Source organism: Nostoc sp. UHCC 0252 (assembly GCF_034931145.1).
Classification (GTDB): Bacteria; Cyanobacteriota; Cyanobacteriia; order Cyanobacteriales; family Nostocaceae; genus Nostoc.
Map to the genome: position 1 here is coordinate 1 of NZ_JAYGHE010000019.1, position 26,305 is coordinate 26,305.

The 26,305-nt window shown below is 40.6% G+C and carries 20 protein-coding genes and 2 pseudogenes; 10 read left to right on the plus strand and 12 right to left on the minus strand.

The features are described 5' to 3' along the window. Together VB732_RS13610 and VB732_RS13615 are read left to right on the plus strand one after the other, a co-directional pair. On the plus strand, positions 1-1,811 hold a 1,811-nt coding region (locus VB732_RS13610; RefSeq protein WP_323231377.1), incomplete at its 5' end, for an MASE1 domain-containing protein. A 419-nt stretch (positions 1,812-2,230) separates the two neighbouring features. Continuing rightward, positions 2,231-4,426: a transglycosylase SLT domain-containing protein gene (locus VB732_RS13615; RefSeq protein WP_323231378.1), complete on the plus strand. Its 2,196-nt coding sequence runs from the start codon at positions 2,231-2,233 to the stop codon at positions 4,424-4,426. A gap of 276 nt (positions 4,427-4,702) precedes the next feature. Here the strand turns inward: VB732_RS13615 and VB732_RS13620 are convergent, their stop codons facing one another. The 3 genes from VB732_RS13620 to ctpB all read right to left on the minus strand — a co-directional run bounded on the left by VB732_RS13620 (position 4,703) and on the right by ctpB (position 10,122). Continuing rightward, on the minus strand, positions 4,703-6,697 hold the full coding sequence (locus tag VB732_RS13620) for a putative bifunctional diguanylate cyclase/phosphodiesterase (protein ID WP_323231379.1): 1,995 nt from the start codon (positions 6,695-6,697) through the stop codon (positions 4,703-4,705). A gap of 948 nt (positions 6,698-7,645) precedes the next feature. Then, positions 7,646-8,635 (minus strand): glycosyltransferase, encoded by a 990-nt coding sequence (locus VB732_RS13625; RefSeq protein WP_323231381.1) that lies wholly within the window; start codon positions 8,633-8,635, stop codon positions 7,646-7,648. Positions 8,636-8,781: 146 nt separating this feature from the next. Beyond that, positions 8,782-10,122, minus strand: coding sequence for a carboxyl-terminal processing protease CtpB (gene ctpB, locus VB732_RS13630; RefSeq protein ID WP_323231382.1), 1,341 nt, complete (start codon positions 10,120-10,122; stop codon positions 8,782-8,784). 309 nt (positions 10,123-10,431) lie between these two features. Between ctpB and VB732_RS13635 the strand changes: the two genes are divergently transcribed. After that, complete coding sequence (locus tag VB732_RS13635; RefSeq protein ID WP_323231383.1) at positions 10,432-11,130, plus strand: YdcF family protein; 699 nt, start codon at positions 10,432-10,434, stop codon at positions 11,128-11,130. Positions 11,131-11,166: 36 nt separating this feature from the next. On the opposite strand, the gene VB732_RS13640 is transcribed toward VB732_RS13635, so the two are convergent. Together VB732_RS13640 and psbQ are read right to left on the minus strand one after the other, a co-directional pair. Beyond that, a complete protein-coding gene (locus tag VB732_RS13640) occupies positions 11,167-12,282 on the minus strand; it encodes an FAD-dependent oxidoreductase (protein ID WP_323231384.1) in 1,116 nt (371 codons plus the stop codon). 92 nt (positions 12,283-12,374) lie between these two features. Beyond that, entirely contained in the window at positions 12,375-12,830 is a 456-nt protein-coding gene (psbQ, locus tag VB732_RS13645) for a photosystem II protein PsbQ (protein ID WP_323231385.1), read from the minus strand. Between the two features lie 360 nt (positions 12,831-13,190). Between psbQ and VB732_RS13650 the strand changes: the two genes are divergently transcribed. Continuing rightward, positions 13,191-13,619, plus strand: coding sequence for a hypothetical protein (locus VB732_RS13650; protein ID WP_323231386.1), 429 nt, complete (start codon positions 13,191-13,193; stop codon positions 13,617-13,619). Positions 13,620-13,771: 152 nt separating this feature from the next. On the opposite strand, the gene VB732_RS13655 is transcribed toward VB732_RS13650, so the two are convergent. The 3 genes from VB732_RS13655 to VB732_RS13665 all read right to left on the minus strand — a co-directional run bounded on the left by VB732_RS13655 (position 13,772) and on the right by VB732_RS13665 (position 15,774). Next, entirely contained in the window at positions 13,772-14,290 is a 519-nt protein-coding gene (locus VB732_RS13655; protein ID WP_323231387.1) for a hypothetical protein, read from the minus strand. A gap of 282 nt (positions 14,291-14,572) precedes the next feature. After that, positions 14,573-14,791 (minus strand): hypothetical protein, encoded by a 219-nt coding sequence (locus VB732_RS13660; protein WP_323231388.1) that lies wholly within the window; start codon positions 14,789-14,791, stop codon positions 14,573-14,575. A 356-nt stretch (positions 14,792-15,147) separates the two neighbouring features. After that, positions 15,148-15,774 (minus strand): hypothetical protein, encoded by a 627-nt coding sequence (locus VB732_RS13665; RefSeq protein WP_323231389.1) that lies wholly within the window; start codon positions 15,772-15,774, stop codon positions 15,148-15,150. A 437-nt stretch (positions 15,775-16,211) separates the two neighbouring features. Between VB732_RS13665 and VB732_RS13670 the strand changes: the two genes are divergently transcribed. Beyond that, positions 16,212-17,120, plus strand: a complete 909-nt coding sequence (locus tag VB732_RS13670; RefSeq protein WP_323231390.1) for a peptidoglycan-binding protein — start codon at positions 16,212-16,214, stop codon at positions 17,118-17,120. 298 nt (positions 17,121-17,418) lie between these two features. On the opposite strand, the gene VB732_RS13675 is transcribed toward VB732_RS13670, so the two are convergent. Next, positions 17,419-18,534 (minus strand): response regulator, encoded by a 1,116-nt coding sequence (locus VB732_RS13675; protein WP_323231391.1) that lies wholly within the window; start codon positions 18,532-18,534, stop codon positions 17,419-17,421. 1,491 nt (positions 18,535-20,025) lie between these two features. Next, positions 20,026-20,517 (minus strand): hypothetical protein, encoded by a 492-nt coding sequence (locus VB732_RS13680; protein WP_323231392.1) that lies wholly within the window; start codon positions 20,515-20,517, stop codon positions 20,026-20,028. 418 nt (positions 20,518-20,935) lie between these two features. Between VB732_RS13680 and VB732_RS13685 the strand changes: the two genes are divergently transcribed. Beyond that, the gene (locus tag VB732_RS13685; protein ID WP_323231393.1) at positions 20,936-21,133 is read left to right on the plus strand and encodes a hypothetical protein; all 198 of its coding nucleotides are present in this window, start codon (positions 20,936-20,938) and stop codon (positions 21,131-21,133) included. Positions 21,134-21,291: 158 nt separating this feature from the next. On the opposite strand, the pseudogene VB732_RS13690 reads toward VB732_RS13685, so the two are convergent. Next, a pseudogene (locus VB732_RS13690) lies at positions 21,292-21,429 on the minus strand (VOC family protein); the annotation flags it as partial. Between the two features lie 164 nt (positions 21,430-21,593). Here VB732_RS13690 and VB732_RS13695 point away from each other — a divergent pair. After that, positions 21,594-21,842, plus strand: coding sequence for a hypothetical protein (locus VB732_RS13695; RefSeq protein ID WP_323231395.1), 249 nt, complete (start codon positions 21,594-21,596; stop codon positions 21,840-21,842). A 61-nt stretch (positions 21,843-21,903) separates the two neighbouring features. On the opposite strand, the pseudogene VB732_RS13700 reads toward VB732_RS13695, so the two are convergent. Next, positions 21,904-22,197 (minus strand): annotated as a pseudogene (locus VB732_RS13700) (VOC family protein); the annotation flags it as partial. Positions 22,198-22,525: 328 nt separating this feature from the next. On the opposite strand from VB732_RS13700, the gene VB732_RS13705 reads away from it, so the two are divergent. From VB732_RS13705 to VB732_RS13715, 3 genes are read left to right on the plus strand one after another with little or no spacing between them, the layout of a single operon-like run. Beyond that, entirely contained in the window at positions 22,526-23,149 is a 624-nt protein-coding gene (locus tag VB732_RS13705) for a DUF3859 domain-containing protein (RefSeq protein WP_323231396.1), read from the plus strand. Between the two features lie 5 nt (positions 23,150-23,154). Further along, complete coding sequence (locus VB732_RS13710) at positions 23,155-24,960, plus strand: asparagine synthetase B family protein (protein WP_323231397.1); 1,806 nt, start codon at positions 23,155-23,157, stop codon at positions 24,958-24,960. 32 nt (positions 24,961-24,992) lie between these two features. Beyond that, positions 24,993-26,270 (plus strand): decarboxylase, encoded by a 1,278-nt coding sequence (locus VB732_RS13715; RefSeq protein ID WP_323231398.1) that lies wholly within the window; start codon positions 24,993-24,995, stop codon positions 26,268-26,270. The last annotated feature ends 35 nt before the right edge of the window (positions 26,271-26,305 follow it).

Consider the following 26,305-nt stretch of genomic DNA (forward strand, 5'->3'; position numbering starts at 1 on the left):
TTAACTGGATTGGGTACGGTGTTTTGCTGGGTTCATTTCTCGCCAACTTCTGGGCGTTTCGAGATCCCACAAGTTTCTTATCCCTGGTGATTTCAACACTGCCGGTTCTGGGAATTGCGATCGGAACAACTCTAGGGACTCTGCTGGGTAGCTTCCTGCTGCGGAAAACTAGCAAACTTCATTATCCCTTAGAACGTGTCACCGACGTGTTCAAATTTTTGATCTTAACCGGCATGGTGGGGCCGATCATCAACGCAACGGTTGGAGTGGCTTGTTTGGCGTTGAGTGGTAAAGTTCCCTGGACAGGATATGGGACAGTCTGGTTAACCTGGTGGATTTCTAATGTTTCGGGAATTTTTATTGTCACCCCGATTCTGCTTAGTTGGAAGCAATTCATTCAAAAAAAACAACATCCAATCTGGCAATGGTTAGCCCTCATCTCAACCTCAGAGGATTCTGGAAATCTCTCTGATCTTCGACACTCAAGAGCAAAATCAAGCCTTTTAAGATTCTGGTTAATCGTAGAGCCATTTATCCTGATGGGGTTAGTCATTCTCATCGCCCAAGTTGCTTTTGGCGAGGGACATCACTTAGAGTATATGTTGATTCCGATGTTGATCTGGTCTGCCTTTCGATTCGGTCAACCGGGTGCAACACTGTTAACTTTTATTGTGGCTGCGATCGCAGTAATTGCAACTGTCAACGGCAAAGGTGGTTTTGTTGCTGCCGATCTCAACCAATCTTTGATGCAACTGCAATCCTTTATTGGCGTGATTACACTCACCCTTCTTGTGCTGACAGCGACGATCATAGAACGAACACAAGCAGAAACCAAGTTGCGTTTAGCTTTTGCCGAATTAGCCAGAACTAATGAAACTCTGGAAGTTCGAGTTCAGCAGAGAACTGAAGAATTGAATGAAAAAAATACGACTCTAGAACAAGCCCTACAAACACTCAAACGGACTCAATTGCAGATGATTCAGAGTGAAAAAATGTCTGCATTGGGCCAGATGGTGGCAGGAGTTGCCCATGAAATCAATAACCCGGTTAATTTCATCTATGGCAACTTGACTCATCTTTCTCGGTATATTCAAGGCTTATTTAGAGCATTGCAACTTTACCAACAGCACTATCCCAATCCACCTCAAACTCTGCACACAGAATTAGATAAACTTGAACTAGAATTTTTGCAAGAAGACCTGACTAACATTCTTGAGTCTATGCAAATTGGTACTGAGCGGATCAGTACTATTGTGTTATCGCTGCGGAACTTCTCGCGCTTGGATGAAGCAGAAGTGAAAACGGTAGACATTCATGAAGGGATTGATAGTACTTTGGTGATTTTGCAACATCGATTCCAAGAGACAAGCGATCGTCCACAGATCCAGTTGATTAAAGAATATGGTCAGTTACCACTGATTGAATGTAATGCTGGCTCTCTGAATCAAGTGTTTATGAATCTTTTGAGCAATGCTGTTGATGGATTAGAAGAATCTAATCAGGGGCGATCGTTCCAAGATATTTCAGCCAACCCCAGTACCATCTCGATTCACACTCGTCAAATCGATACAAACCAAGTGATGATTACGATCTCTGACAATGGAATAGGCATTTCTAAAGAGATTCGCTCCAAACTATTTGATCCTTTCTTCACCACTAAGCCTGTTGGTAAAGGCACTGGTTTGGGTTTGTTTATCAGCTATCAAATTGTTACCCAGAAGCATGGCGGTAATCTTTGGTGTGACTCCACACTAGGGAAAGGCACAAAGTTTGTGATTGAGATTCCTCTAAAAGCTAAGAAAATTGCGTAAGCACAATTTGGTGATGCCTACGGCTGGCTACGCCTACGCATTTGCTATATCGGCGATCGCTTCACTCAGATGTGGTAAGCAAGTAGCCCACCCTACTTTTTGCTACACATAGCATACAAGAAATTTTCCATAATCTAAGGGTATGACTCCAGGATAAAGTCAGAAACCAGCCATTATCCCTACAGAGTGCGAATTAACGAGCGTAGACTCTTGTTTAAACTACCTAAACCGTTATCATATACCAAAGATAGATGTAATATTATTTAACTTATGATCCCTGCCCAGTACCATCAACCATAGGATTGAAAATTAGTATTTTTGTACATAAAATTAAAAATCTAAAATTAAAAATTGGTAACAGTGATGGTTAGGAGTGTTAAAGTTTCAGGAAATTCATCAGAACTTTTCAGCGAGTATTCATGCTGAAGAAACTACAGAAAAAGCAAATTTCGATAATTGCGGGTGCGGCACTCTTTGCCTTTTTAGCTGGGGCAATGGTATCAGCACCTGAAATTGGTAAAACCGTTGGGCAATGGCTCAAACTGAGCCAGAATAAGGCAGAGGAAATATCTGATGCTAGTATTGCCCAATCAGCCGTCTTTCCACTGATATCACAATCTCTGCCAGAACGGGCGGCAAAACTAGCAGAGATCGCAGGGCAGTCGCCTTCGCCTGACCGAAATCGCGCTCGTTATCTTTTAGCGAGTGATTACATTGAAAGAACCCAAGCTAAAAAAGCGCTGGCTTTACTGGACGGACTAGAGAGAGATTATCCTATCCTCGCGCCCTATATTTTGCTGAAACAAGCCCAGGCAGAGGATATGCTGGGCGAGGATGGTAAAGCCTCGGATCTCAGGCAAAGTGTACTGAAACTGTATCCTAAAGAAGCGGCCGTAGTGAAAGCACTATATCTCATTGCTTTACCGAAGCAACAAGAAACAGCGATCGCTCAATTTCCTTCCAATCCTCTGACTTGGGAAATTATTCGGAAACGCTTGCAAGAAAATCCTAATCAGCCACAATTACAATTGATTTTGGCTAAATATGCCTACGATCAACCTGGGATAGTGGGCGTTTTGGATCAGCTAGTAAAACAGCCTAGCCTGAAACCCGAAGACTGGGAACTCATTGGTACAAGCTATTGGGAAAATAATCAATTTCTCAAAGCCGCGAATGCTTATGCCAAAGCACCTAAAACACCACGTAACCTCTACCGCACCGCACGGGGGTTACAGGTAGGGGGCAAAGATCGAGAAAAAGCGATCGCCACTTATAAACTACTAGTACAGCAATTTCCAAATGCTGAGGAAACTGGAACTGCACTACTACGGTTAGCAGAAACCGCAAAAACAGGTAAAGAGGGCTTACCCTATCTTGACCAAGTAATTAGTAAATTTCCGAAACAAGCTGGTACTGCACTGGTACAAAAAGCTAAAATTCTCCAAACTCTCAAGGATCAAAAGGCAGCTAGCGCAGCGTGGCAATTACTCATAGCCAAATATGGCAATTCTAATGAAGCGGCAGAATATCGTTGGAAAACCGCCCAAGATAAAGCCAAAGTCAAAGATTACGCTGGCGCTTGGCAATGGGCAGAACCAATTGTCACCAATAACCCAAATCATATTTTGGCTCCGAGAGCAGGCTTTTGGGTAGGAAAATGGGCAGCTTCACTAGGGAAACAACAGGAATCTCAAACTGCTTATGAGTACGTAGTTAGCCAGTTTCCCTACTCATACTATGCATGGCGAGCCGCGACAATGCTGGGGCTAAATGTTGGCAACTTTGACAACGTGCGCGTCATGAACCCGGAAATAATCACACCCCAGCGTCCATTACCACCTGCTGGTTCTGATACTTTCAAAGAATTGTATCTGCTGGGTCAAGACCGCGATGCTTGGTTACAATGGCAAACAGAATTTCAAAACAAAATTCAGCCAACGGTAGCAGAGCAATTTACTGAAGGGTTGATGCACTTGGCAAGGGGAGAAAATCTCATAGGAATTGACAAAATTTCTAAATTGGAAGACCGGGAAATACCAGCTGAACTTGCCCAATATGAGGCTCTAAGCAAACAAATCACCTACTGGCAAGCGCGTTATCCCTTTCCCTATCTCCGAGAGATTGAAAAGTGGTCTACTGAGCGTCAACTCAATCCCTTGCTAGTCACTGCTTTGATGCGGCAAGAGTCACGGTTTCAACCAAAAATCAAATCCATCGCTGATGCTACTGGCTTAATGCAGGTTTTGCCCAGTACAGCTAAATGGATCGCCCCACAAATCAAAGTGGATTTCAAAACAATAAGTCTCGAAAATCCCAACGATAATATCATGCTGGGTACATGGTATTTGGATCATACCCATGAGCAATATAACAATAACTCGCTGTTAGCGATCGCCAGTTACAATGCTGGCCCCGGTAATGTCTCCAAATGGCTGCAAACTTTAACTACACAAGACCCAGATGAGTTTGTTGAACAAATTCCCTTTGATGAAACCAAAAATTATGTGCGTCAAGTATTTGGCAACTACTGGAATTATTTGAGGCTTTACAACCCTGAAATTTCTGGCATCGTAGCAAAGTACTCAAATACCCACCCAAAATTGCAGAGTAAGTGAATTTACTTGACAAGTTATATATGTTATGTGTTCCTAATCACTTACAATATGTCATTGCGAGTGCAACGCTCGCGGTAGCGTCTTGTAGAGAAGTAAAATGAAGCGATCGCAGAAGTTTGGAAATTACAACTCTTAGAAACGCTCTGTGAACACTTCCTTCGCAATGACAACATAGTTAGTCAGACATGATAAAGGTTTAGAGCCTCGCCCCTTGTGGGCGACTCAGTTTTCCTCCTGCTCCCTGCCCCATTTATAAAAACAATTTATGAACTACCTTTACCATTGAGGATTTTTCATAAATAATGCCTCGGCTGCTGAACTATTTAAAGGAACTGAGAAAAGATGTCCCTGACCATATTCACAATTCAACTTTTTTAAAAGTGCTAATTGCTCTTTTGTCTCTATTCCTTCAGCTAACACATGCACGCCTAGCTTGTGCGCCAAACTAACAATTATCTCAATAATTTCTATATTCCTTATATTTGCACTCATCAAGCTGATGAAAGAACGGTCGATCTTTAATACACTAATCGGAAAGTTATAAAGACGATCTAATGAGGAATAACCCGTACCAAAGTCATCGATTGATAACTCAATGCCCATCTCTCGAAGTTGTAAAAGTATGGCAGTTACCTGGTCGCCATTTGCCACAATTACGCTTTCAGTAATTTCTAATACTAGACTGCTAGCATCCAGACCTGTTGAGTGCAAAATCTGCTCAATCTGCTTAATTAAATCCGGCTGGGAAAATTGCTTCAGAGAGAGATTGACACTGATTTTCTTTAAGAAGTTGGAATCATAGCACACCCGCCAAGCTTGCATCTGCCGACAGGCTTCATGCAATACCCAGTTGCCAATAGAGAAAATTAATCCAGTTTCTTCTGCCAAGGAAATAAAATCTGCTGGATTAAGCAAACCACGCTCTGGATGTTGCCAGCGCAACAGAGCCTCAAAACCTAAAATAGAGCCACTAGTGAGCGAAACAATCGGTTGGTAATAAACTCGAAACTCAAAGCGTTCAATTGCTCGGCGTAAATCTGTCTCTAATTGCAATCTCGCCAGAGCATTAGCATACATCTCTGAGTTAAATAGCTCATAACGCGCTCTACCTAAAGCTTTGGCTCGGTACATTGCTGTATCAGCATCTCTCAACAGTTCTTCTGCGTGTTGATAGTCTACTGTCGAACTTAACGCAATACCAATACTTGCCGTTATGAACAGTTCTTGTCCGTTAAGGTCAAAGGGTAACGCCAGTTCCTGTTGAACCCGTTCAGCTACTGTAAAGGCATCTGACACATCTTGGATTCCCTCAAGCAGGATTGTAAATTCGTCTCCGCCAAGCCTTGCAGCTGTATCTATAGAGCGTACACATACTTTTAACCTACTTGCAATAGCAAGCAGTAATTGATCTCCTTTTAGATGTCCAAGACTATCATTGATCACCTTAAATCGATCTAGGTCGATAAATAGCACAGCAAATATATAATCTAAATGCCGTTTTGAATAATTTATTGCATGTCTTAAACGATTCGTAAATGCAGTGCGGTTTGCTAGACCAGTCAGTGTATCGTGAAATGCAAGGTGCAGCAGTTGTGACTCAGCGCGTTTACGCTCTGTAATTTCATTTAGTAATTTCTGATTTGCTTTCACCAATTCTCCTGTCCGCTCCGCTACCCGTATTTCTAACTCACCATAAGCTCGATGCAACATTTCTTCAGCGTGTTTGCGTTCAGTGATGTCGTACAGTAGCCAACGCCAGCCAACTTGCTTTTCTTGTAATTCGTATATCGCAGACGTTTTAATCATCGCAAGGAAAGGCTTTCCGTCCCGTGGTTTTAGGTTAAGTTCCCAACTCAGTAGCTTCTGAAAATTAGTTATCTGAGAGCTAAAGTACGGATGGTCTTGTTGAGCAATAAAGATAATTAATGGTTTACCTATTAGATACTTCTGGTGGACATTTAATAAGCTCGCTGCCGCCTGGTTAGCCTCTTGGATTGTCCCTAGAGTGTCAGTTACCAAGTAAGCATCTGGGGCGAACTCAAACAAATCTTGATAACGCTGGCGTTCTTTTTCTAGTGCCGTTCGTGTCACTTTTAATTCTTCTGAGGCTGCCAATAGTTCTTCTATTGCAATGTTTAGTTGCTCGAAAGCCTCTGTGATAATCTCCTGTTGTGAGTTTGCCTTAGTTGTATTGCATTGCAATAGTCCCTGTACCTGTGAGTACAATTCCTCTATCTGTTGGCTAAATACATCCACATTCATATCGTTCATTAGGAGGATGTTTTGAAGAAGTCTTTTATTCTCACAGTTATTACAATAAGGCAACAAGGTATTTTCATTCAGGCTAAATCCCTGATTTTTTATCTAATTCAACCCAAATTAGAACGGCAGAATTATATTTTTTGGAACTTTTTAAATATACTCTTAATTGGACTTCATCACAAATTAATAATTCAGTTTTCCTTACCTTATCCTGCAAAAAGCCTTATTTTTTTTGTAAATACTTTTTTCACGTTACAGATTATTGATGAAGTTGAAAATAAAACTTGCGTTCTACCAAAGTTTCAGGGATGGCGTTAATAAAACGACTTGGCAGGAGTATCGCGTTACAAAAAAATAGATGAAATCGAGTTTAAATACAATTTATTTAAGTTAACAGCTTATCAATAAATAGGTTGGCTCAAACAAAGCTAACTATGTAACGAAATGTAAAATATTTAAAACACTTGCGATCGCTTCATTTTGCTTTGCTCCATTCGCAATGACGCAGTTATAAATTCTCATAACCACGTACCTAACAGCATATTTGCTTTCTGTATTTTTTAGTATACTTCTTAAGATAGATCCAGTAGATGGGTAATATCATGTTCGACTTAATACTTATGTCATTGCAAGCGTTGCGCGGCAATCCCAAACCTTTGCGATTGCTATCTCTACGAGACGCTACGCGAACATTCCACTTCGTTGCATTCGCAATGACATATCATAAGTGATTTGCCGAACATGATATAACTTACAGCAGATTGCAACTTGGTGAGGTAGAGATCATCGTAGGGGCAATTCATGAATTGCCTCTACGACAGGTGTGGTGTTTCAAATCACTCATATTTGGTTTTTCCTGTCAATGCGTAAGTTTTATAGGAATCTGCTTTGATTTATGTTCGCGCAGCGTGGCGTAGCCATACTTACTTGGCTTAGTAGGCAAGAGGCAAGGGGTTTTTATAACTGATCAATTATCTTGGCATTTTCTGGTAACTTGGAGTATTTTTGCCCAGCAGTACGCGCCCTCGCTGTGAACAAACCAATGGGAGTATTTAATAAATCTACAAGGGTGGCTTGAGCCGCGATGCCTGCGGTGGGTTGCGTCAACGCTTTTTTTATATCCCTTGGTATTTCCTTCAATAACCAACGCACTAAACGATAACTGTATTCTTTAGGTGTCATCTCTCGCATCAAATCTACACCGTGTAGTTCGTGCAGATAGCGATTTGAGCGCCCGTAGCGTCGCCATTGACTTTCCAGTTCCTTGAGTGTGGCACGATGGCGATGCTGAACGATCGCATCCGGGGCAAATTCTAAACGCCCAATGTTTTCTCCCAAAATCCGCCAGCAAATATCGGCATCGCCACCAGTAGTAAGATAGGGACGAAATAAACCCGCTTTTTCTAAGGCAATGCGGCGAATCGCTAAATTAGCAGTTTGTCCATAGGGGCGAAAAGGATGTTTAAGAGTATGCTTTTGTGACAAAGTTTCTTCACGCTCTGCATGTTGTTCTAGCAGAGTTGTGCCTGGTAATGCCAAAATTTCTCCAGCAACAATTACCACTTCTTGATTGACAAAAGGCTGAATTAATGAATCTAACCATTGCGGTTGGGGACGGCAATCAGCATCGGTAAAAACTATAATTTCTCCCACAGCAGCGCGAATTCCTGTATTCCGAGCAGCGTAGGAGCTTTGAATTTGGTTTTCGCTCAAGGGGTGAATTGTAATTGGGCAGTTTTCAGCAGATGTTTTGAGGATGCTGAGAGTGCGATCGCTACTATTATTGTCTACCAATAAGTACTCTACCCGTTCTTTTGGGTAAGTTTGAGACAAAAGACAATTGACTAAATCTGGTAAATCCGCCTCACCGTTATAAATAGGAATAACCACCGACACCATTGACAAAGGGTTAGTGGCGGTGGTTGTATCAACTGACTGATGATTCATAAATCTGAAATTTTGGTTTGGGATTAATAGCTAGTATTCCCAAACCAAAATCATAGAAGGGTATATTAAGCAGTTTTCGTAACTCCAAAAATCTGGATTTGGGAATACTACTATATAAACACTTAGAACAAATTACTTGCGTCAATTTAAAATTTCAGGCTATCGGCGCGGCTCATGGGTCGAGTGGGCCGATTTGCTGGAGGCTGGGCAAAGTTGTTATTTAATAAAATTGCGATCGCCCGAGCATATTGTGGATCGCTCTTAGTTCCAATTAAATCGGGATTAGAAGCTAATTGCCGCTCTTGTGCCTCTGTCAAATCTAGCTTGATATCAGGGACAATCCCTTTATGATTAATATCTGTTCCTGCCGGAGTGTAGTAATGGGCAATGGTGACAGCCAAGCCGGAACCATCTGCAAGTTCATGAACTGACTGCACTAGGGCTTTACCAAAGGTTTGACCACCTACGACTACCGCCCGCTTATTATCCTTAAGCGCCCCGGTGAGAATTTCGCTAGCACTAGCTGAATTACCATCTACTAATACTGCTAAGGGACGATTTGTCAAAGCAGTGCGATTAGCTTTAGTTTCCTCAGTGCCGCCCACGCGGTTTACTGTCTTGACAATTCCGCCGTCGTTGTACCACATGCGAGCAATTTCAATACTAGCCTGTAACAACCCGCCAGGATTTCCCCGCAAATCTAAAACATAAGAATCAACTTTCTTAGTGTTCAAATCGCGGATAGCTCGTTGCATTTGTTCTGCGGCGTGGGCGCTAAATTCCCGCAAACGGATATAACCAACGCGACGATTCCCTTCTTGCTTAAGGGTATAACGTACAGTTGGGACTTCAATATTTGCTCTGGTCAGCTTCAAATCGAAGGCATTTTGCCCTGGTCTTCCCAGCTTTAGCTTGATGGGAGTACCTGCTTTACCACGAATTAACTTGGAAGCGTCATCCACTTTCATTTTGAGAGTAGATTTGCCGTCAATTGCCAAGATTTGATCGCCTGCTTTGATCCCAGCTCTCAGTGCTGGAGAATTTTCTATGGCTTCGACGATAGTGAGACGCTGAGTTTTTTCGTTTACTTCCATCCGAACGCCAATACCAGAGACTTCCCCAGATGTTTGGCTAGTCAAGGCTTCAAACTGTTTGGGATCCATGAATCGAGTGTAAGGATCTCCCAACTTTTGTAAAGCTTCACGGATGGCAGTGTATGCTTCTTCGCGGGAAGAATAGTCTTTGCTCAACAGGCTTTGCCTGGTTGCTTGCCAATCTTGTTGATTAAATTTGCCATCAACATATTCATGATTCACCAGTTGCCACACCTGGTCAACTATCATTTTCGGGCTGTCTTGTAGGGCTAGAGAGGCACGGACAACACGAGTCCATGCAGGGCCGAACACAGACATCGTAGCAGTAGTGGCGATCGCTCCACCAATCAAGGCTACTTGGAGCGGCGAGTAACTTTTCGCAGATTGGTTCATGTATATTAGCTGGAATAATTGTGTTGTTGACAGTTTAGCAATCAGGCTTTCCAGAAAATTTTAACTTTTTATACCCCAAACTCAGTTATGCTCTCTTCATCATTTGTATTGTTCAATGATGCTGAAGATGCTGCATTATTAACAACCATTTCTCAGTTTGTTAGCCATCTCCGGAAGGCTATACTGAGCATGTGACACTTTGATTAGCGTCATGTTTGTACTTATTGATTACTTTTATAACATAGCACTTTGATCGTCCAATTGCAGTCTTGTTAGACAGCTATTAAATCACGTTTTCTTACCGAAGTCATGAAACGTAAATTTACCAACAAATCGTTAATTTCTATTAAAAAAAAATTCGCTAATCTGTGGCAATTGTTACAAAAACTAACTGGTTTATTGTACTTTATCTTGGGCACTTGGTTGATTTTTACTACTATAACCTTAGTTTTTGCTTCTTCACAGCCAATAGATGCCTTCTTAGTGCTTGGTGGCAGTATTCGTCGAGAAACTTATGTTGCTCAACAAGCAAAACAATATCCGCAAACCCCAATTTTAATTTCTCGTGGTTCCCTAGATCCCTGTATATGGTTAATTTTTCAGCCGGAATTAGTAGAGTTAGAAAATGTTTGGTTAGAAAAGTGTGCGAATTCCACCTTTGAAAATTTTTATTATAGTATTCCAATTCTGCGGCGTTGGGGAGTGCATAAAGTCATGTTGATTACTTCGCCAAGCCACTTACCGAGAGCCAAGTGGATGGCACAGATTCTCTTGGGCGCTCATGGTATTTGGGTTGAGCCAGAGATTGTTGAGGAATTGGGCATTCCAGGGAATCGTGAATCTTGGGCCAAAACTGGATTAGATTTAACGCGCAGCCTGTTTTGGGCGATTTTAAGTCAAATTATTCAACCACAATGCTCAAATGTGACAAAGCTTGCCGAAGTAGATATGCAAGCTTGGGAGCATAAAGGTTTTCATTGTGAACACCAAGGGGGTTTGAGGAGATAAGGGAGATGAGGATTTATCTATATTTTTCTTAAATATCTACCCTTGAAAGCTTTCCACTTGCTTGCTAATCATCTCACGAATTGCATAGGCTGTGGCGGGCGCGAGTAAAACGCCGTTGCGATAGTGTCCTGTGGCTAGGAGAATGTTATTAAAGCCCGGCAATTTACCAATAACTGGGGCTGGACGACCTTCAGGACGGGGACGTAACCCTGACCAGCTGCGGAGAATTGTTGCTGTGGCTAACTCTGGACAAAATGCGATCGCTTGTTTTCTCACAGATTCCAGTAATTCTTGATTTGGCGGTATCTCATTTCCATTGCTGGGAAATTCCACAGTTGCGCCTACCCAATAATCTGTGCCGCCTACAGGAACAATATGCACATCATTACCCGTTATCGCTGGCTGAAAATCGGGATTGCCTAATGGATGCCCTACACGCATTTGCAACGCTTGTCCAAGGACAGGGCGGATATCAACTATCTGATTTAATTTTGCCGTCAGTGGTGTCGAACCTAGCCCTGCTGCGACTACAAACCAATCTGCGGCTATTTTTCCTTCTGTAGTCTCAAGTTGATTGCAAGTTTGGGGAGAAGATTCAGATTGTGAGGTTTGGGCATCTAAAACAGCAACACCAAATTTGAAAGTTACACCGTTTTGCTCGGCAGCCTCAACTAAAGCTAATGTAAGGGCAGTTGGATCGAGTTGACGATCTTGGGGAGAATAGACAGCGCCAGTAACTTTTTCGCAATCGACTTGAGGACAGATATTCTGGAGTTTCGCTGTGTCCCATATTTCTAAGTGCCAGCCTTGAGAGTGGCGAACTTCTACAAGTTTTTCCCATGTTGCTAAATTCTCTTCTTCCAAACCAAGACTGAGAATTCCCTGACGGTTAAAAGGGATTTTGCGATTTGTTAAAGCTTCTAATTCGGGAATCAAAGTTTCATAGCGTTGGATGCTAGTTTGTCGCATCTGCCAAGCTTTGCCCTTAATCTTTTGGCTGATTACGCCCATCAAAACGCCAAGTGCAGCGCCCGTGGAAGCTTGGGCTGGTGGTTGGCGATCGCAAACTGTAATTTTCAGCCCTTTTACTAGACTCAGTTCGTAAGCGATCGCAGCCCCAACTACACCACAACCGATAATTACTACATTCATGACTTGTGCTTTAAGTAAGAAGTTAGGAGTTAGGAGTTAGGAGTTAAAAATTCCTAACTCCTGTACAAACGCGATTAATCGCGTCTGTACTTTTAACCTTCTTCTTTTTTAGGAAGCAGATTGAGGAATTTGTCAATATCTGCGAAAGCAGCTTGGGATTGATTCAAGGCAACTAGAGGATTGCTGGCACTAGTAGCTTTATCGAGTTTAACCAGGTCTTTAAAAAAATCTCGGGTTATTTGGCGGGCTGTGGGTTGGTCTTTGGGTAGAAGGTTGGGAGTTACATAAGTCAGATTCAGCTTTGCTTCTGTTATCGGGCCATGTATAAAGTTACGCACATTGATCCAATCACCCCTTTGGATCAGGGTTTTCAACTCATCTGAGCGATCGCGCACAGCCTGAATTTCAGGAACATAAGTCTGAATTCTTTCAAGCTGAGTTGCTGTGTAAGTTGGAGGTGTTACTGAAGCACTAGGGCCGCCACAACTCATGAGGAATGTGGCCAATAATACTAGAACAAAGGAAAAAATCGAGCGTTGACGCGCCATGACAATGAACTTAATTGCTTTTTGTTTACCGATTCACAGTGTCATTTTAGATCGCTAGCGCAATTTATCGTTCTTGTCTGCCAAGGATTTCGCAGAAAATCTGGATATTTGATCCAAAGGGCAGAGTTTCATCTGTTTTTAAGGAATTTTTAAGTACAATTACTTAATAGGTGTTAGGCAGTCCCAACAAGAAGCGATTTTTGGCTTCTGTTAGTAGCGAAAATTGTTAGGGAAGTATGATTTAGAGTTGCTAAATCTCCAAGGTCTTGATAAGCTGAAACACCAATAATGTAAGCCTTCTGGCGGTTTTTCTCTCTTCACATCCCCGAAGATGCCGACGCAATATAGGAGTGTTTTTTAGTGAACGCAGCTGAACAGGCAACGAACCTTGAACTCGCCAGCAACATTGCTACGGTGGTTAACTTGTTCAAATTCGAGTTTCCTGATGCCAAATCTGATCTTAAACCCTGGAAAAATGACCCGGAAACCAGGGAGTTAGTCGATCCAGATTCTATAGATATTGGCTTTCACTTTCCTGGTATCAGCAAATCTTGGCGAAGTCGTAGTATTTTAATTCAAATCCGATTTTATCAAGATCCCATCAATAATTCCCGGCGTGCGATCGGTGTGGAAGTAGCTGGATTTGATCATCGCGGTGAGGCGTGGCGACTTTCTACGGTGGAAAACTGGAGTGTTGTCGGCGCATCTTCGCCTTCTGATGAAATCCAGGATAAGCTCAAACAAATTTGCCGACAGATTTTAGAAGTATTTAATAAAGCAAGTGAATGAAATCAACTTGTGTCAGAGAAAGTAGTGAGGAATAATACAGAAGATAGCTTGGCGATTACTCTTTTTTCTTCTTGAGTTTTGTTTAAGTCCAGTCTAAGGGTTATGAAATGCTTTTTCAGTTGATGTTTAAGATTGCATTTAGATTGACGGGACTAGCCAAAATAAGAAAAGACTACCAATTTAAAGCTTGGAATTACAAGAATCCTTGCTTCGTCTTTGGAGGAGTAGTAGCTTCCTTTTTTAGAAGCAGCGAGAAGGATTTGAGACAACAGTGAGTGACTTGCACCCGAACAAGACAAACCTAGCCAAGTACCTTCACTCGTCCATGAATTGGGAACTGGTGTTTCTTTCCATGAACTATAGGTATAGCGACGAGCTTTGCTCTTTCTTGAATAGATAGCGTCGTTAAAAAAATCGATACCTTTGCGGGAAATATCATCCACAGTTGCATCTGATAGTCGAAATATAGCTGCGCCACAACCCTTTAGAAAACTACTCTCCTCGCCAATGTGTATGGCGTAGGTTATCCCAATTTTCGCCGGAATCAAATCACTATACCAATAGTAGTTAAAAGCAGACCATGCTACATATACAGTAATAATTATTGAGAGAATTATTGAGACAATGATTTTTACAAATTTTTTCATTAGCCAGGCAAAGGCGTTGAACAATTCAAAGGTAACTTTCTATCATAGCAAAACCTTGGGTTTCGTCAATTTTCAGGGAACAAAAAGCCAAAATTACCGAGTTAAAACTTCTTTAACCCTTGGGTGATGTTGAATAAATTTATAAATTAAGGCAAAGTTGAAAACAACGTCAGCTTTCCAACTAACTATTTATCAGCAATATAATTAATTACAAAATGTGATTGCGATCGCAACGCCTAAAACTACTTCTCTACGATATGCTTTGCGAAGGGTGCGATCGCACTAACTATAAATATTTTTATTTCTCTACTTAATGAGCCTCTGAACTCCGTCAACGAGTATTTTAGCTCCGTTCACGAGGCTTTTATCTCCGTTGACGAGTATTTTATCTCCGTTCACGAGGCTTTTATCTCCGTTGACGAGTATTTTATCTTCGTTGACGAGTATTTTAGCTCCGTTCACGAGGCTTTTATCTCCGTTGACGAGTATTTTATCTTCGTTGACGAGTATTTTAGCTCCGTTCACGAGGCTTTTATCTCCGTTAACGGGTTATAGAGACAGCGATTAAAGCTACAGCAACATCAGCGCATAAATCATTGAGAACAGCATAGAAAATCCAAGTAGCGTACAACTGCATTACCATCAGCATCTTTCCCCCTAAAACTGCACCTGTTTTTTCTTGAAGTTGCCCTAAGTGTTTTTTGACAAGATTCTATTTTTCTTAACTTGACACCAATGGGATCTTGTCCACCCAACGAGCCAAGTTATATCATGTCCCGTTAAACAATTATTATTGCGTACCGCTCTTGGCGGTACGCAATAACAGCTTATGTTTATGCACATTCAGGATGCTCCCCACAAAGACAATTTCCCTCTTTGCGTCACCCGATCGCTACATCTTCTTGGATGTTGATATTTGCTTCCTTGATCAAAACTTTTAACAAAGCTACCACGCCAATTTGAGCAGAAACGGCATTAGCATCCCATTTGCCATCTGCTACATACTTGCCTTTCTTGTAGTTGTTAGTCCCTGACCATAGGTAAGGAGTAAGAACTTCTGGATGATACTGTCTATAACCAACACCGTTGTATCTCTCTAGCTGCCAAAGCTGTGCCGACAAACTCCAATCTTTTACTCGGTTGAATTCTTTCATTGTCAAAGCATCAATCGCGCTTTCTTCCCAAGTGTATCCTACCTCCTGGCCCTTGATGGGGCCAGCTAGCGGTCTGCCAGATGGTTCGTTAACAGTACGTTTTTTGAGCGAGTCCCCGTTGTGCAGATGTTTGGTAAAGTTAAGAGAAGCTTCCATATTATGGATGACTGCAACGAAGTACCAAGGCACATTAATTTTTTGCTCTATCACTTCGTAACGAGGGCGATTTGCAATGATTTTCGCAACTATGTTTTGAGTACTGCTCAGTTTATCTGGTCTGATTTCGCACCTATTCCAAAGCTTTTGATATTCTGGTTTTAAATCTTGAAGGCTGAGGAGTATTTTATTTACCATTTTTATTAAACACCTAAAAATAAACGTGATTTTTCTAGTTATGACAAAGCTAGCTTACTTAGTTTAGCATTGCAATTTATTATACAAAAGTTTATTTTTTAAGAATGTTAAGCTTGTGACTACTACTCCTACTTTACCCTGGTTTAAATCTTGCTTTAGCTCAATGTAGCTTCTACAGTACTTAAGTTTTTGACATAGGGCTTGATATCATATTCAACAAACGCAAACTCGATTTATATTTTGGGTTTAGTCAGGTATTTTTACGCATAAATATTTAATCAGAAACAGTTTTATTTAAGTGAAATTATATACACTCAAATATAATTTAATAGTAAGAATTATTACATAGCATGTCTTCTTAGAGTATTCTTTAAAACAACATCAATATTGAAAATGATGTTTATACTTAGAAGTAAGCAGATTAAAGTAGGTGCATAATGAAACTACAAGATTTTTTAGGAAAAGATGAGAAATGGGCATTCGACGCGATCGCTGAAGATGAAGAATTATCTCGTCAGATTCAGATACTATTAATCGGCTTAGGTTTGTTAGAACCTCCGGCCGATGGTAAATTTGGCCCTGTTTCTGCGATCGCGCTCAAAAAATTTCAAGAATTAACAAAGACTGAAGAGAGCGGCTTTTTAGGAGCAATCACAGCCAAGAAACTGATTGAAACTAAACTAGATGATCTTCCTAAGCCTCCCTTAAAACTAGGCAATGACATCGCTAGTAAGATTGTGAAATATATGCTATCCAAAGGTTATCAGGTATTTACCAATCCAAAAGAATACAATATTGTTTATATAGAAGGTATAAATGCAGACTGGACTCTCAACAGTGATACACCCAATCAATTTAACGATCGCCGGATTGTGATTGAAGTAGTAAATGGTGTTCCCAAAATCGTAGATCACTGGGAAGCTACTACAGAACCAGGGAAGTATTACACTTATAATCCAATGAATCCTAAAGGAGCAGCTAGGATTCAGTTTGGACAATACAAAGCTTGGGCTGTTGGCACTCACGGCACAGCCGAACCTCACGAAGCATTAGTGCAAGTTGGAGATATCACTGTTTGTAGAGATTTCAATAAAGATTTTATACGGACTGGCGACAAACTTGATACAGGTGATAATTTTTATGTAAATCAACACTACGGCTTTGATTTTCCCCGAAATGATATTCGCCTTGCTAGCGCAGGTTGTTTAGTAGGGCGTACCCGTGAGGGACATAGAGACTTTATGGCGCTTATTAAACAAGATCGCCGTTATGTGGCTAATCGCAAATATACTTTTTACACTACCGTGATTCCTGGCGATGATTTACTAAAAACGTTTCCAGGATGAGTTGAAGAAGGCTGAGGGCAGTTTTTAGTAATTTGTAATTTTTGACAATTCCCCACGGCTAGAAGTTGGGGAATTTTTTTGTCTCATATATATATATACAGAATTTAGGTAATACCAATTTGAAAAAACAATGCGACAAATAGACCATTTGTAGAGACGCGATTCATCGCATCTTGACTCAAGGATGTGTTGCAATAATTAATTTAGTATCACAAAAATAGTAGTTGTTCAAATAATAATCGATCTTAAACTCCAAAAAATATATCGATTTCAGGGAGGTATTTTTTATAAAAGCAAATTAAATAATATGTTTAAAGATTGTCTTGAGTAAATCTCCTTGCGTAAAAGGCTTAGTTAAATACCCAGATGCTCTAACCATCTTAGCTTTAGCTCTATCTATAAATCCTAGTTTTTCTGATACCATAATTACAGGCGTATTTTTAAAACTTGAGTGTTTACGCAGCAAAGAGCATAGTTCATATCCATCTAAGTTAGGCATTGAAATATCCAACAAAATTATGTCGGGTTTGGTATTAACAATCTGCATTAGAGCTTTTAGAGAATCGGTAACTCCCACAACAGAAAACATTTGTTCATCTAAATAATTTTGAATAACATTCAATACTGTAGGACTTTCATCAATACAAAAAATTGTGTAGATTTTTTTGTCCGCAGGCGGTTGAATGATTTGCTGACCTCGATATTCATTAGTATTAATAGAGTAGGCTGATGGTTTATAGCCGTTTGTTCTCGACGAGTTTGGTGTACTTTTGTTTTTAGGTTTTAGCTCATTTATTTTGAATAATTCTGAAGGGTGCGATTGAGAAGCTGATGATGTCCGACGATAAATTGGTTCTCTACGAGAGGCTTCTCTTTCAGAGATGCTAATACTTTGGGGTGTTTGACATTGTTCAACCAATAAGCGCAGATTCAAATGACAAAACTTTGGCATGTCATCTAGAAAGCTTTCAGGAATAAATTCATAACTCCCCTCTTGTAAGTTCAGAAATGACTCCAGAACTTCTAGCGCCAATTGCTCTATCAGCATCGCCGCTTCAGAAGGACTGATATATTTCTGATTGACTAACCAGCAAATAGCCAGATAATCTGGGTTTGGTATCGCTTGATTTTCAATCCCAGTTTCAAATATTGCCCGCAACTGTTGGTGAATTTCACAAGGGAGAGTAGAAATTTGCTGACTCAAGCGTTGCAAATTCCTGTAAAGCGGCTCAAACATTTTCTCTGAGTAGCAGGCATAAATTAGCTTACCTTCATCTACATATATTGACCAAGAGCCTGAAGTGCTAAACACTTGCAAACAACCAGTAACCGATTTACCAGTAACTTTTTTCAACAAAGATAAAGGCTGAAGCTTTTGGAAAAATCTGTATCTACTAATCGGAAGTGTTTTCATTAGAATGGCTCTGGAATAAAATTAACATTTGCAGGCAAAATTAGTGAATTATCTTTTCAGAATTCACCGCGACTTTGTTGGAAACACTATCAAATAAATATAGCGGTCATATTTGAGTTAGTACAGAGATTCCACACCCCCCAACTCTTAATTAACCAATCTCTGTTAAGCTAGAAAGCACGAATTACAATTAAACCAATTCATATTATTGCTCCATAGCAAAACTGCCCGACTGGTTGCCAGGATATAGTATTTCAAAAATTAGATTGGTTTTCTGTATCTTTAGCTAATCTAGCCAATCTAACATTAACTCAAATGCAACAAATAGACTATTGGCTCTCGCCCATCAGTCACAAAAGTATCATTGATTTCCGTATTTTGCAGTCTAAAATAGCAGATTATTTGGTTCTTTTGCAAAGGTTTTTTTGTCCCTAATGCTAAAGTCTAGACCAAACTAAAGTATCCTGCAATTTAGACAAAAAGGCTTTTCAGTCAAGGCTTTTATGGGTTAAGCTCTCGTTTGAAAACGATGTTTTTGTAGCCGTGAAGAGAGTCGCCGGATACTTTTGCTAGAAGTTTATTCTTGAGGGAAACTTCATTGCAAAAACAAGTATTATTAAAAACTAAGCATTCAAAATGGTCAATATCTTACTTAGTTTGTAAGTATGAGTAAGTTGGCGGAATTAAAGCTAACTGGTGTTCGTGTAGCGTATCCGACAGCAAATTGCTGTCATTTGTCCTTTGTAATTAGTCATCAGTAAGATTTTTAAGCCTGTTTATGTTTTGTAATATAACTTGGTTTATTCCTACTGACTTAGAGCAGCTCTTGGTGTTGGGATTGGGCAAAATGATTAGGGTGTATCCCAGTTTTTATTTTGCAGTGAGAGAATAACTGTCATTGCGAACGCGAGTGCGTCTTGTAGAGAGGAGGGACGACGAACGCAAGAGTGTGTCGCAGACAAGCAATTGCATGGACTAGTTCTTAGTTGGAGATTTTGCGATTGCTTCGCTTAACTTTGTTTCGCTCGCAATGACATACGAAAAAGTTATTTTCAGCTAGATGGTAGATAACAAGTAACGCACTCACTAAAATTCAGATTACTATAATTTTCTAAAAAAGTTATTAGCAACATATAAACTTCATGATAAATCAGTAAAGTAAACATGAAAGCTAATTAATATTATCTTTCAGTATTTATTTGCTTTAATATCCGGGAAAGCTGAAAATGTACAGTAAAAGCTAATATTGTCTACTTATTTAATTACACTTATAAATAAGTGAATCATTTTATAATAGCAATTTGCCCGAATAGTCTCAAGTTTTAAAAGTCACAAATATATATATATAATCGTCCGCGCAATATAATCTTGTACTGAATCTGAATGGGAACCGCTAAGGTATATGTAGCAAAAAGACGCAAAGAAATTTCTTTGCGTCTTTGGCGTGAGATTTAGAAGTGGACATTCTCACTGTTATAGTTCTCCATCTACTTAAAATTGCTCCCGCCAGCACCAGCTTAAAAGTGTGCCGCCAGCCACCAGCTTAACTACTTCTAGCACCCAATAGCTGCCATGTAGTAAATTCATGGTCGATGGAATAGCCGCAGCTGCTTCAAATAGGTTGAGTTGAACCCCAATCGCGCACATTTGGGGAGTTAAGAAGTAGGTATCAAGCACAGCGATAGTTAGCAGCAACCCAGATAAAATAATACTGCCAATCCGCCAGTGATATTGGGTTTTACCCAAAGCTAAAGCCCCAGTTAATACTACAGCAGCAGATAATAATTCCATACGATTGAAGTTCCAAAAAATCGTATAGCCTGCTGTCGTAAAACCAGCTTGACTCATCATGCCGGAAAGAAAAAGGCTAGGCATAATTACCCAGTCTAAAACTAAACTAGCACTGAGCCAAAAGCCCAAAGTCAAGATGATAGCAGTTTGCCAAATTGGTCGTTTGAATTCAATGTTAGAAATAGCAGTCATAAAATAATTGCGTATGTTGTATTCTTATAGCGTTTCCTAGTCTACTGAGGTACACCCAAATCTTGTTTACCAAGGTTAGTAGCTTTGAAAACGTACCTCACTAGGTTGGGAACCGCTATAGTGTCTAACTTCACTAGCAATTTGACAAGTAATATCAATTAACCTTTACAAAACAATTTCTCGTAATTGATTTATTAACTCAATCACAAGATTTTTTAAAGTTTATTGAGAAATATTAAGATTTTTTAAAAAGTAATTTAAATGGATTTTGCTTGTTAGAAATACTCAATTTTTGATATTTAAAGGAATTAAGCGATCGCTTTTATTACCTACTGTTGTGTGAAATTAAGTCTCCAGATAGTGTGTACCTCATCATAAAAGAACTTAAGCTTGGTGTAATAAGTTCAGGGAAATAGTGATGAATAAGGAAACAGTTCCTAGTCAAGCTGAAAAATCTAATCCAGAAGGCGAACCATCGGAACTAAGTCCAGAGGTACTAGACAAAATCAAACACCCTGCGAGAATAGACGATGTGATTCGGGAGCAATCACCAGAAGAACGTAAGAGTAATCCAGCTTTAGTACCAGAAATGATTGATGATTCGGGCGATCGATGATTGGGTTCGCCGTAGAGTAATCGAAAAACTCAGATTCCCAAATTCTTTAAGAGTTGGGAATCTTGTTTTATTAGGACTCCTATTTGATTTTTTGATTTTTGCAAAAAACTCGGTACACTATCCTCTAAAATCCTGTTGCCTTTTGCCCGTAAGACTACTTAATTAACTTCAAGCAAAGTCCAGAAATAGCCATCTGGCGCAACAAAAGAGAAACTTGTCTCGCCGAACTCATTACTGGTAATTTCTGTAACTTTTGGTACATCACTTGCTCTGATGCGATCGCAATACTTCGATAGATAGATATATCAATACAAACCCAAGTTACCTAGGCCACCTCAAAAAAATATTTTTTTAACTACAATATAAACTTCTTCTATAATTTGATTTTTCTGCTGCGTATTTACACGTAGGCAAAAATCAAATCTAGAACACTAATAAAAAATTGATGGAGAGCAAATTAATGACACAAAATTCGCAAGCTAAAAATAGCTTTTTTTACCCTCGTAGTCGATATTATGGGAAATTTCAGCCAGAAACTTTAGCGTTTAATGCCAATCTCCAAGAATTTGCCCAAAAAATTACTTACATCTCTTGCCTAGAAACAGGGGGTAAAATATCTCCAGAGGAAGCTTACGAGCAAATAAAGATACTTTGGATACAGTTGAAACATAGCAAAAAGGAACTGGCTATTGGTGTAAATGAAAGCTAGTTTTTGGGCATAGGGTATGGGCAATACTACCAATTCCCCATACTCCGTAACCAATGCACAGTTAATTAGCTTCTAGCAAAGTCCAGAAATAGCCATCTGGTGCAACAAAAGAGAAACTCGTCTCGCCAAACTCATTACTAGTAATTTCTGTAACTTTTTGTGCAGTACTTGTTTTGATGCGATCGCAATACTCTTGTATTCCCTTAACCCGATAGGTATATAAAGACATACCTAAGCTACCTGGTTGGGCTGCTTCAAAGTGCGATTCTAAATTAATAGATTCTGGAAATCGGACAACATAAAGTCTACCACTACGTGCAGCCATCAGATCAGACTTAGAAGAACGCAGATCGTCAAGCCGCTTCTCTACGAGACGCTACGCGAACGCTCCAATTAAAAATTAAAAATGCAAAATTAAAAATTGCAATCAGTGGGGGCTTGAACCCACTACTGATTGTAGACCACTAAATCTGCATATTTAGTGGTAGCTGTGTACCCAAAATTAATTAATTAAAAATTATTCTTCTTCATTAATTTTTAATTAAAAAAACGTTCAAATAAAGCTTTCGGAAAGATATCTCTTAAAAAATCTGAAAAGCAGCAACTTTATTTTGTAGCTTATGATGTACCTACAAAAGTGAGATTTAGCGATCGCAATCAAGTTTTTTAACAGGAGTTAAGCTATGACGCGGCGACTGACTCAAGAGCAATTATCACAAATAGTTACAGAAGTAGAAGGTCTGCAATTGCGTCGGGAAGCTGAATTAGACCAACAGCAGGTTAGAGAAATTTTACAGGAGTTGAATTTACCACCTGAGTTACTAGATGAAGCGCTGATTCAGTTAAATCGCCGCCAAGCGTTGGAGGTACAACAACGCCGGAATCGATGGATTACCTCTGGAGTGGTGGCAATTGTAGTGATTGTCATTGCATCTACAATATTTTTCATGCAGCAGCAAAGTTCTACACTTTCGCGCGTTTCTGCTCAACAAGACCGCATCACTTTGACACAAGATAATGGCGGTGACTTAAAGACAGTTTCCCGCCAAACCAATCCAGAAGTTTTTTACCGTGTCACCTTAAAGGATGCACCCTTGGGTAAAAAGTTGGCTCTCTCCTGTAATTGGATTGACCCAAGCGGTCAAATTGTCAAGCAAAACACCTATCAAACCCGCGAAATTAATACGTCTGTCTGGGATACGCAGTGTCGCTACACAATTAATCCAGCTGCAACTGTTGGCAATTGGAAGGTACAGATGCTCCTGGAAGGTAGGCAGATTAGCGATGAAACCTTTGAAGTGAAATAGTCCAGATGGGCAATATTCCGTATCACTTTCTTGGCTATTGGGGTTACGGCGCTCAACACGAGTTGGAAGCGTTGTTAAGTAGTATTTTAGAAAACCTCTCTCCAAACCTCTCCCCTTGTAGGGGAGAGGCTTTGAATTTTCCCCCTTCCCTGGCAGGGAAGGGGGTTAGGGGGTTAGGTCAGAAAATCTGGAATGTTGTTCATATAGGACTTGATGGAAATCCCCCACTGCAACAAAACCAAATTGCTGCAATTTCCGCATCAGGATTATTAACTTCACCCGATGCTTGGGTAAGTCTCCAAGAAAATAACTGTCTAATTTTGGGTAGAGAACCTTTCGGAAAGATGCCCTTATATTGGACTCAGCAAGGACAAGTTATTTGGTTTGCATCGCAACTGCAACTACTCTTACCGATATTACAAAAATCAGAAGTTAGCATTCCTAGCTTATATGGCTACACCTGTTTTTCTTACGTTCCTACACCCTTAACTCCTGTTAAGGAAGTATTTGCAGTGACGGCGGGAACTGAATTAGTTTGGCAGAGCGATCGCCAATCAGGTATGCTGCGATCGCCTGAATCTAAAAAAATCCACTCGTGGCGGGAAACCTCAGAACATTTAACAGATGAAGCTACAGCAATTACGGAATTGCAAACTCTCCTTAAAGACTCCATTGAGCGACAGATTGCCGATTTAAAGGATGAGCCGGTTGGGGTGTTTCTCTCTGGCGGACTCGATTCTTCAGTAGTGGCGGCGCTACTGGTACAAGCAGGGGTGAAAGTCCGCGCTTACACTTTAGATTTTGGTGATGTAGGCATTCCAGAATATCCATACTCTGAACAAGTCGCCGAGTTTCTCAAAATTCCGCTTGTCAAAGTTGCAGTAACCCCAAGTTCGATCAAGAATGCCTTAATTCCGACTGTGCAAGCATTAGATTTGCCCTTTGGAGATGGCGTGTGTGTGCCGTTGTATCTCCTATCTGAAAGGGCGAGTCAAGAAACTCAAGTAATTTTTAATGGCGAAGGTGGAGATCAATTATTTGCCGGTTGGACGAACAAACCTTTAATTGCCGCAGGTGTTTATCAGGCAGAAAATCCAGCCGGAAAGGAAACTTTTATTCAGCAATATTTTCGCACCTTTCATCGTCTTGGGGGATACGAATCTCAAGTTTATCAGCCGGAAGCTTATGCACAGATCCAAAATTTGCATCCTGAAGATTGGCTGTTGGCGGCTTTAGATCGTGATGAGTGTCCATCTTTGCTGCATCGCTTACGCCGTGCTAGTTTGATGCTCAAAGGAGCGCAGAATATCCATCCCCGTGCGACTGCATTGGGGTTTGCTCATGGATTGTGGGTGCGATCGCCTTTTTGTGATTTACCGCTAGCAGAATGGACATTTAGCCTATCTGGAGAACTGTGTTTGCAAGGAGCTTGTGAAAAATATATCCTCAAACGGGCTGTAGAAAATTGGCTCCCGCCTGAGATTGTTTGGCGACAAAAGCGGGGGATGGGGGTTCCCTTAACTTCTTGGTGTTTAAATGATTTTTGGCATCAGCTGGGTATCTGGCTCAATCCTGAAATACTTCGCGCTAACAATCACTTTTATCCTCATATCGCGGCCCAAATTGTTGAAGGCAAACTGGGAGCAGCTATTCAAGGACGACGGATTGGTGAGACTCTCTGGTTACTTATTATGTGGCAACTTTGGCGATCGCATGTTTTAAATGAAAAACAAAGTAAACAATCTTGGGATCATCCCTTTTGGTTACATCCTTGGCTATGGAGAAACTACAAAATAATTCGTAATTCGTAATTCGTAGTTTACTGTATTAGTATTCTTGGTAAATGGTATCAAATAATTTAACTCAAAATTGCCTTAATCCCCCATTCTCTAAAGAACTTGCTCAGGAGTTACTGAGTACTTATGGTTCTCCGCTTTATGTTTATAATGGCGATCGCTTGCGTGAAACTATTGAGCGCATTACTAAAGCAGTCAGTTATCCTCGCACGCAATTTCGGTTTGCAAGTGTTACCAATGGCAACATTGCGCTGTTAAAAATCTTTCGCTCATTTGGGTGGGGACTTCACGCTAATACGCCAGGAGATATTTACCTGGGATTGCAAGCTGGTTTCGATCCTAGTGAGATTGTTTATAGCGGTAGCAATTTGAATCGGGTTGAGATGCTACAAGTATTGAATTGGGGAGTTACAACTCTCAATTTTGATAGTCTCGCTCAATTACAGTTATGCTGTGAAGTTTTACCCAAAGGCAGAGAGAAAGATATTCGGCTGGGTTTACGCCTAAATTTGCCAGAAATTACCGGAGATAGCCGCATTGGTGTGCGTCCTGAAGAATTTGGTGATGCGATCGCTTTAACTGGTGAGGTTGGATTAAAGCTGAGTGGTTTACACTTCTATCGAGGGACGGGAACTAACGCCACAGGCGCTTTTACCCAAGTAATTGATACAGTAATCGCCACAGCACAAAAGTTACCTGATTGGGAATATTTAGATTTTGGTGGTGGTTTTGGCTATCCATATCACCACAACAAAACAGCCTTTGACTGGGAAATCTTTGGGGCTGAGTTAAGCGAGAGAATTACTGGTTTAGGACGAGAAATTGATTTAGTGATTGAACCGGGACGAAGTGCGATCGCGGGATGTGCAACTTTGCTTGCTCAAGTTGTTTCTGTGAAATGGCAAGGAGACAAACAGATTGTCGGAGTTGATACCACCGTTGCCAATCTTTCAGTACCATCAGTACACGGCAGCTACCGCGAAATCTTCACCTGGAAGCAAGCAAATAAATCCTCAATTCCCCACTCCCCACTCCCCACTCCCGATTCCCTATTCACAACTGATATTTGTGGTAACACCACATATTCACGAGATTATCTAGGTAAAAATTGCCAACTCCCAGCATTAGAAATTGGTGATATCGTTGCCATTTTAGATGTCGGTGCTTATGGTTATGCCATGTCGTCTCACTTTTTACACCGCCCCAAACCTGCGGAAGTGTTGCTAGAAAATAGCACACACCGCCTAATTCGTCAGAGAGAAGACTACAGTGTTTTGCTAACAAATCAAATTCTTGATAATTCCCCCCTTTTTAAGGGGGGTTAGGGGGGATCAAGCCCGATTTCAACCGTATTGACTAA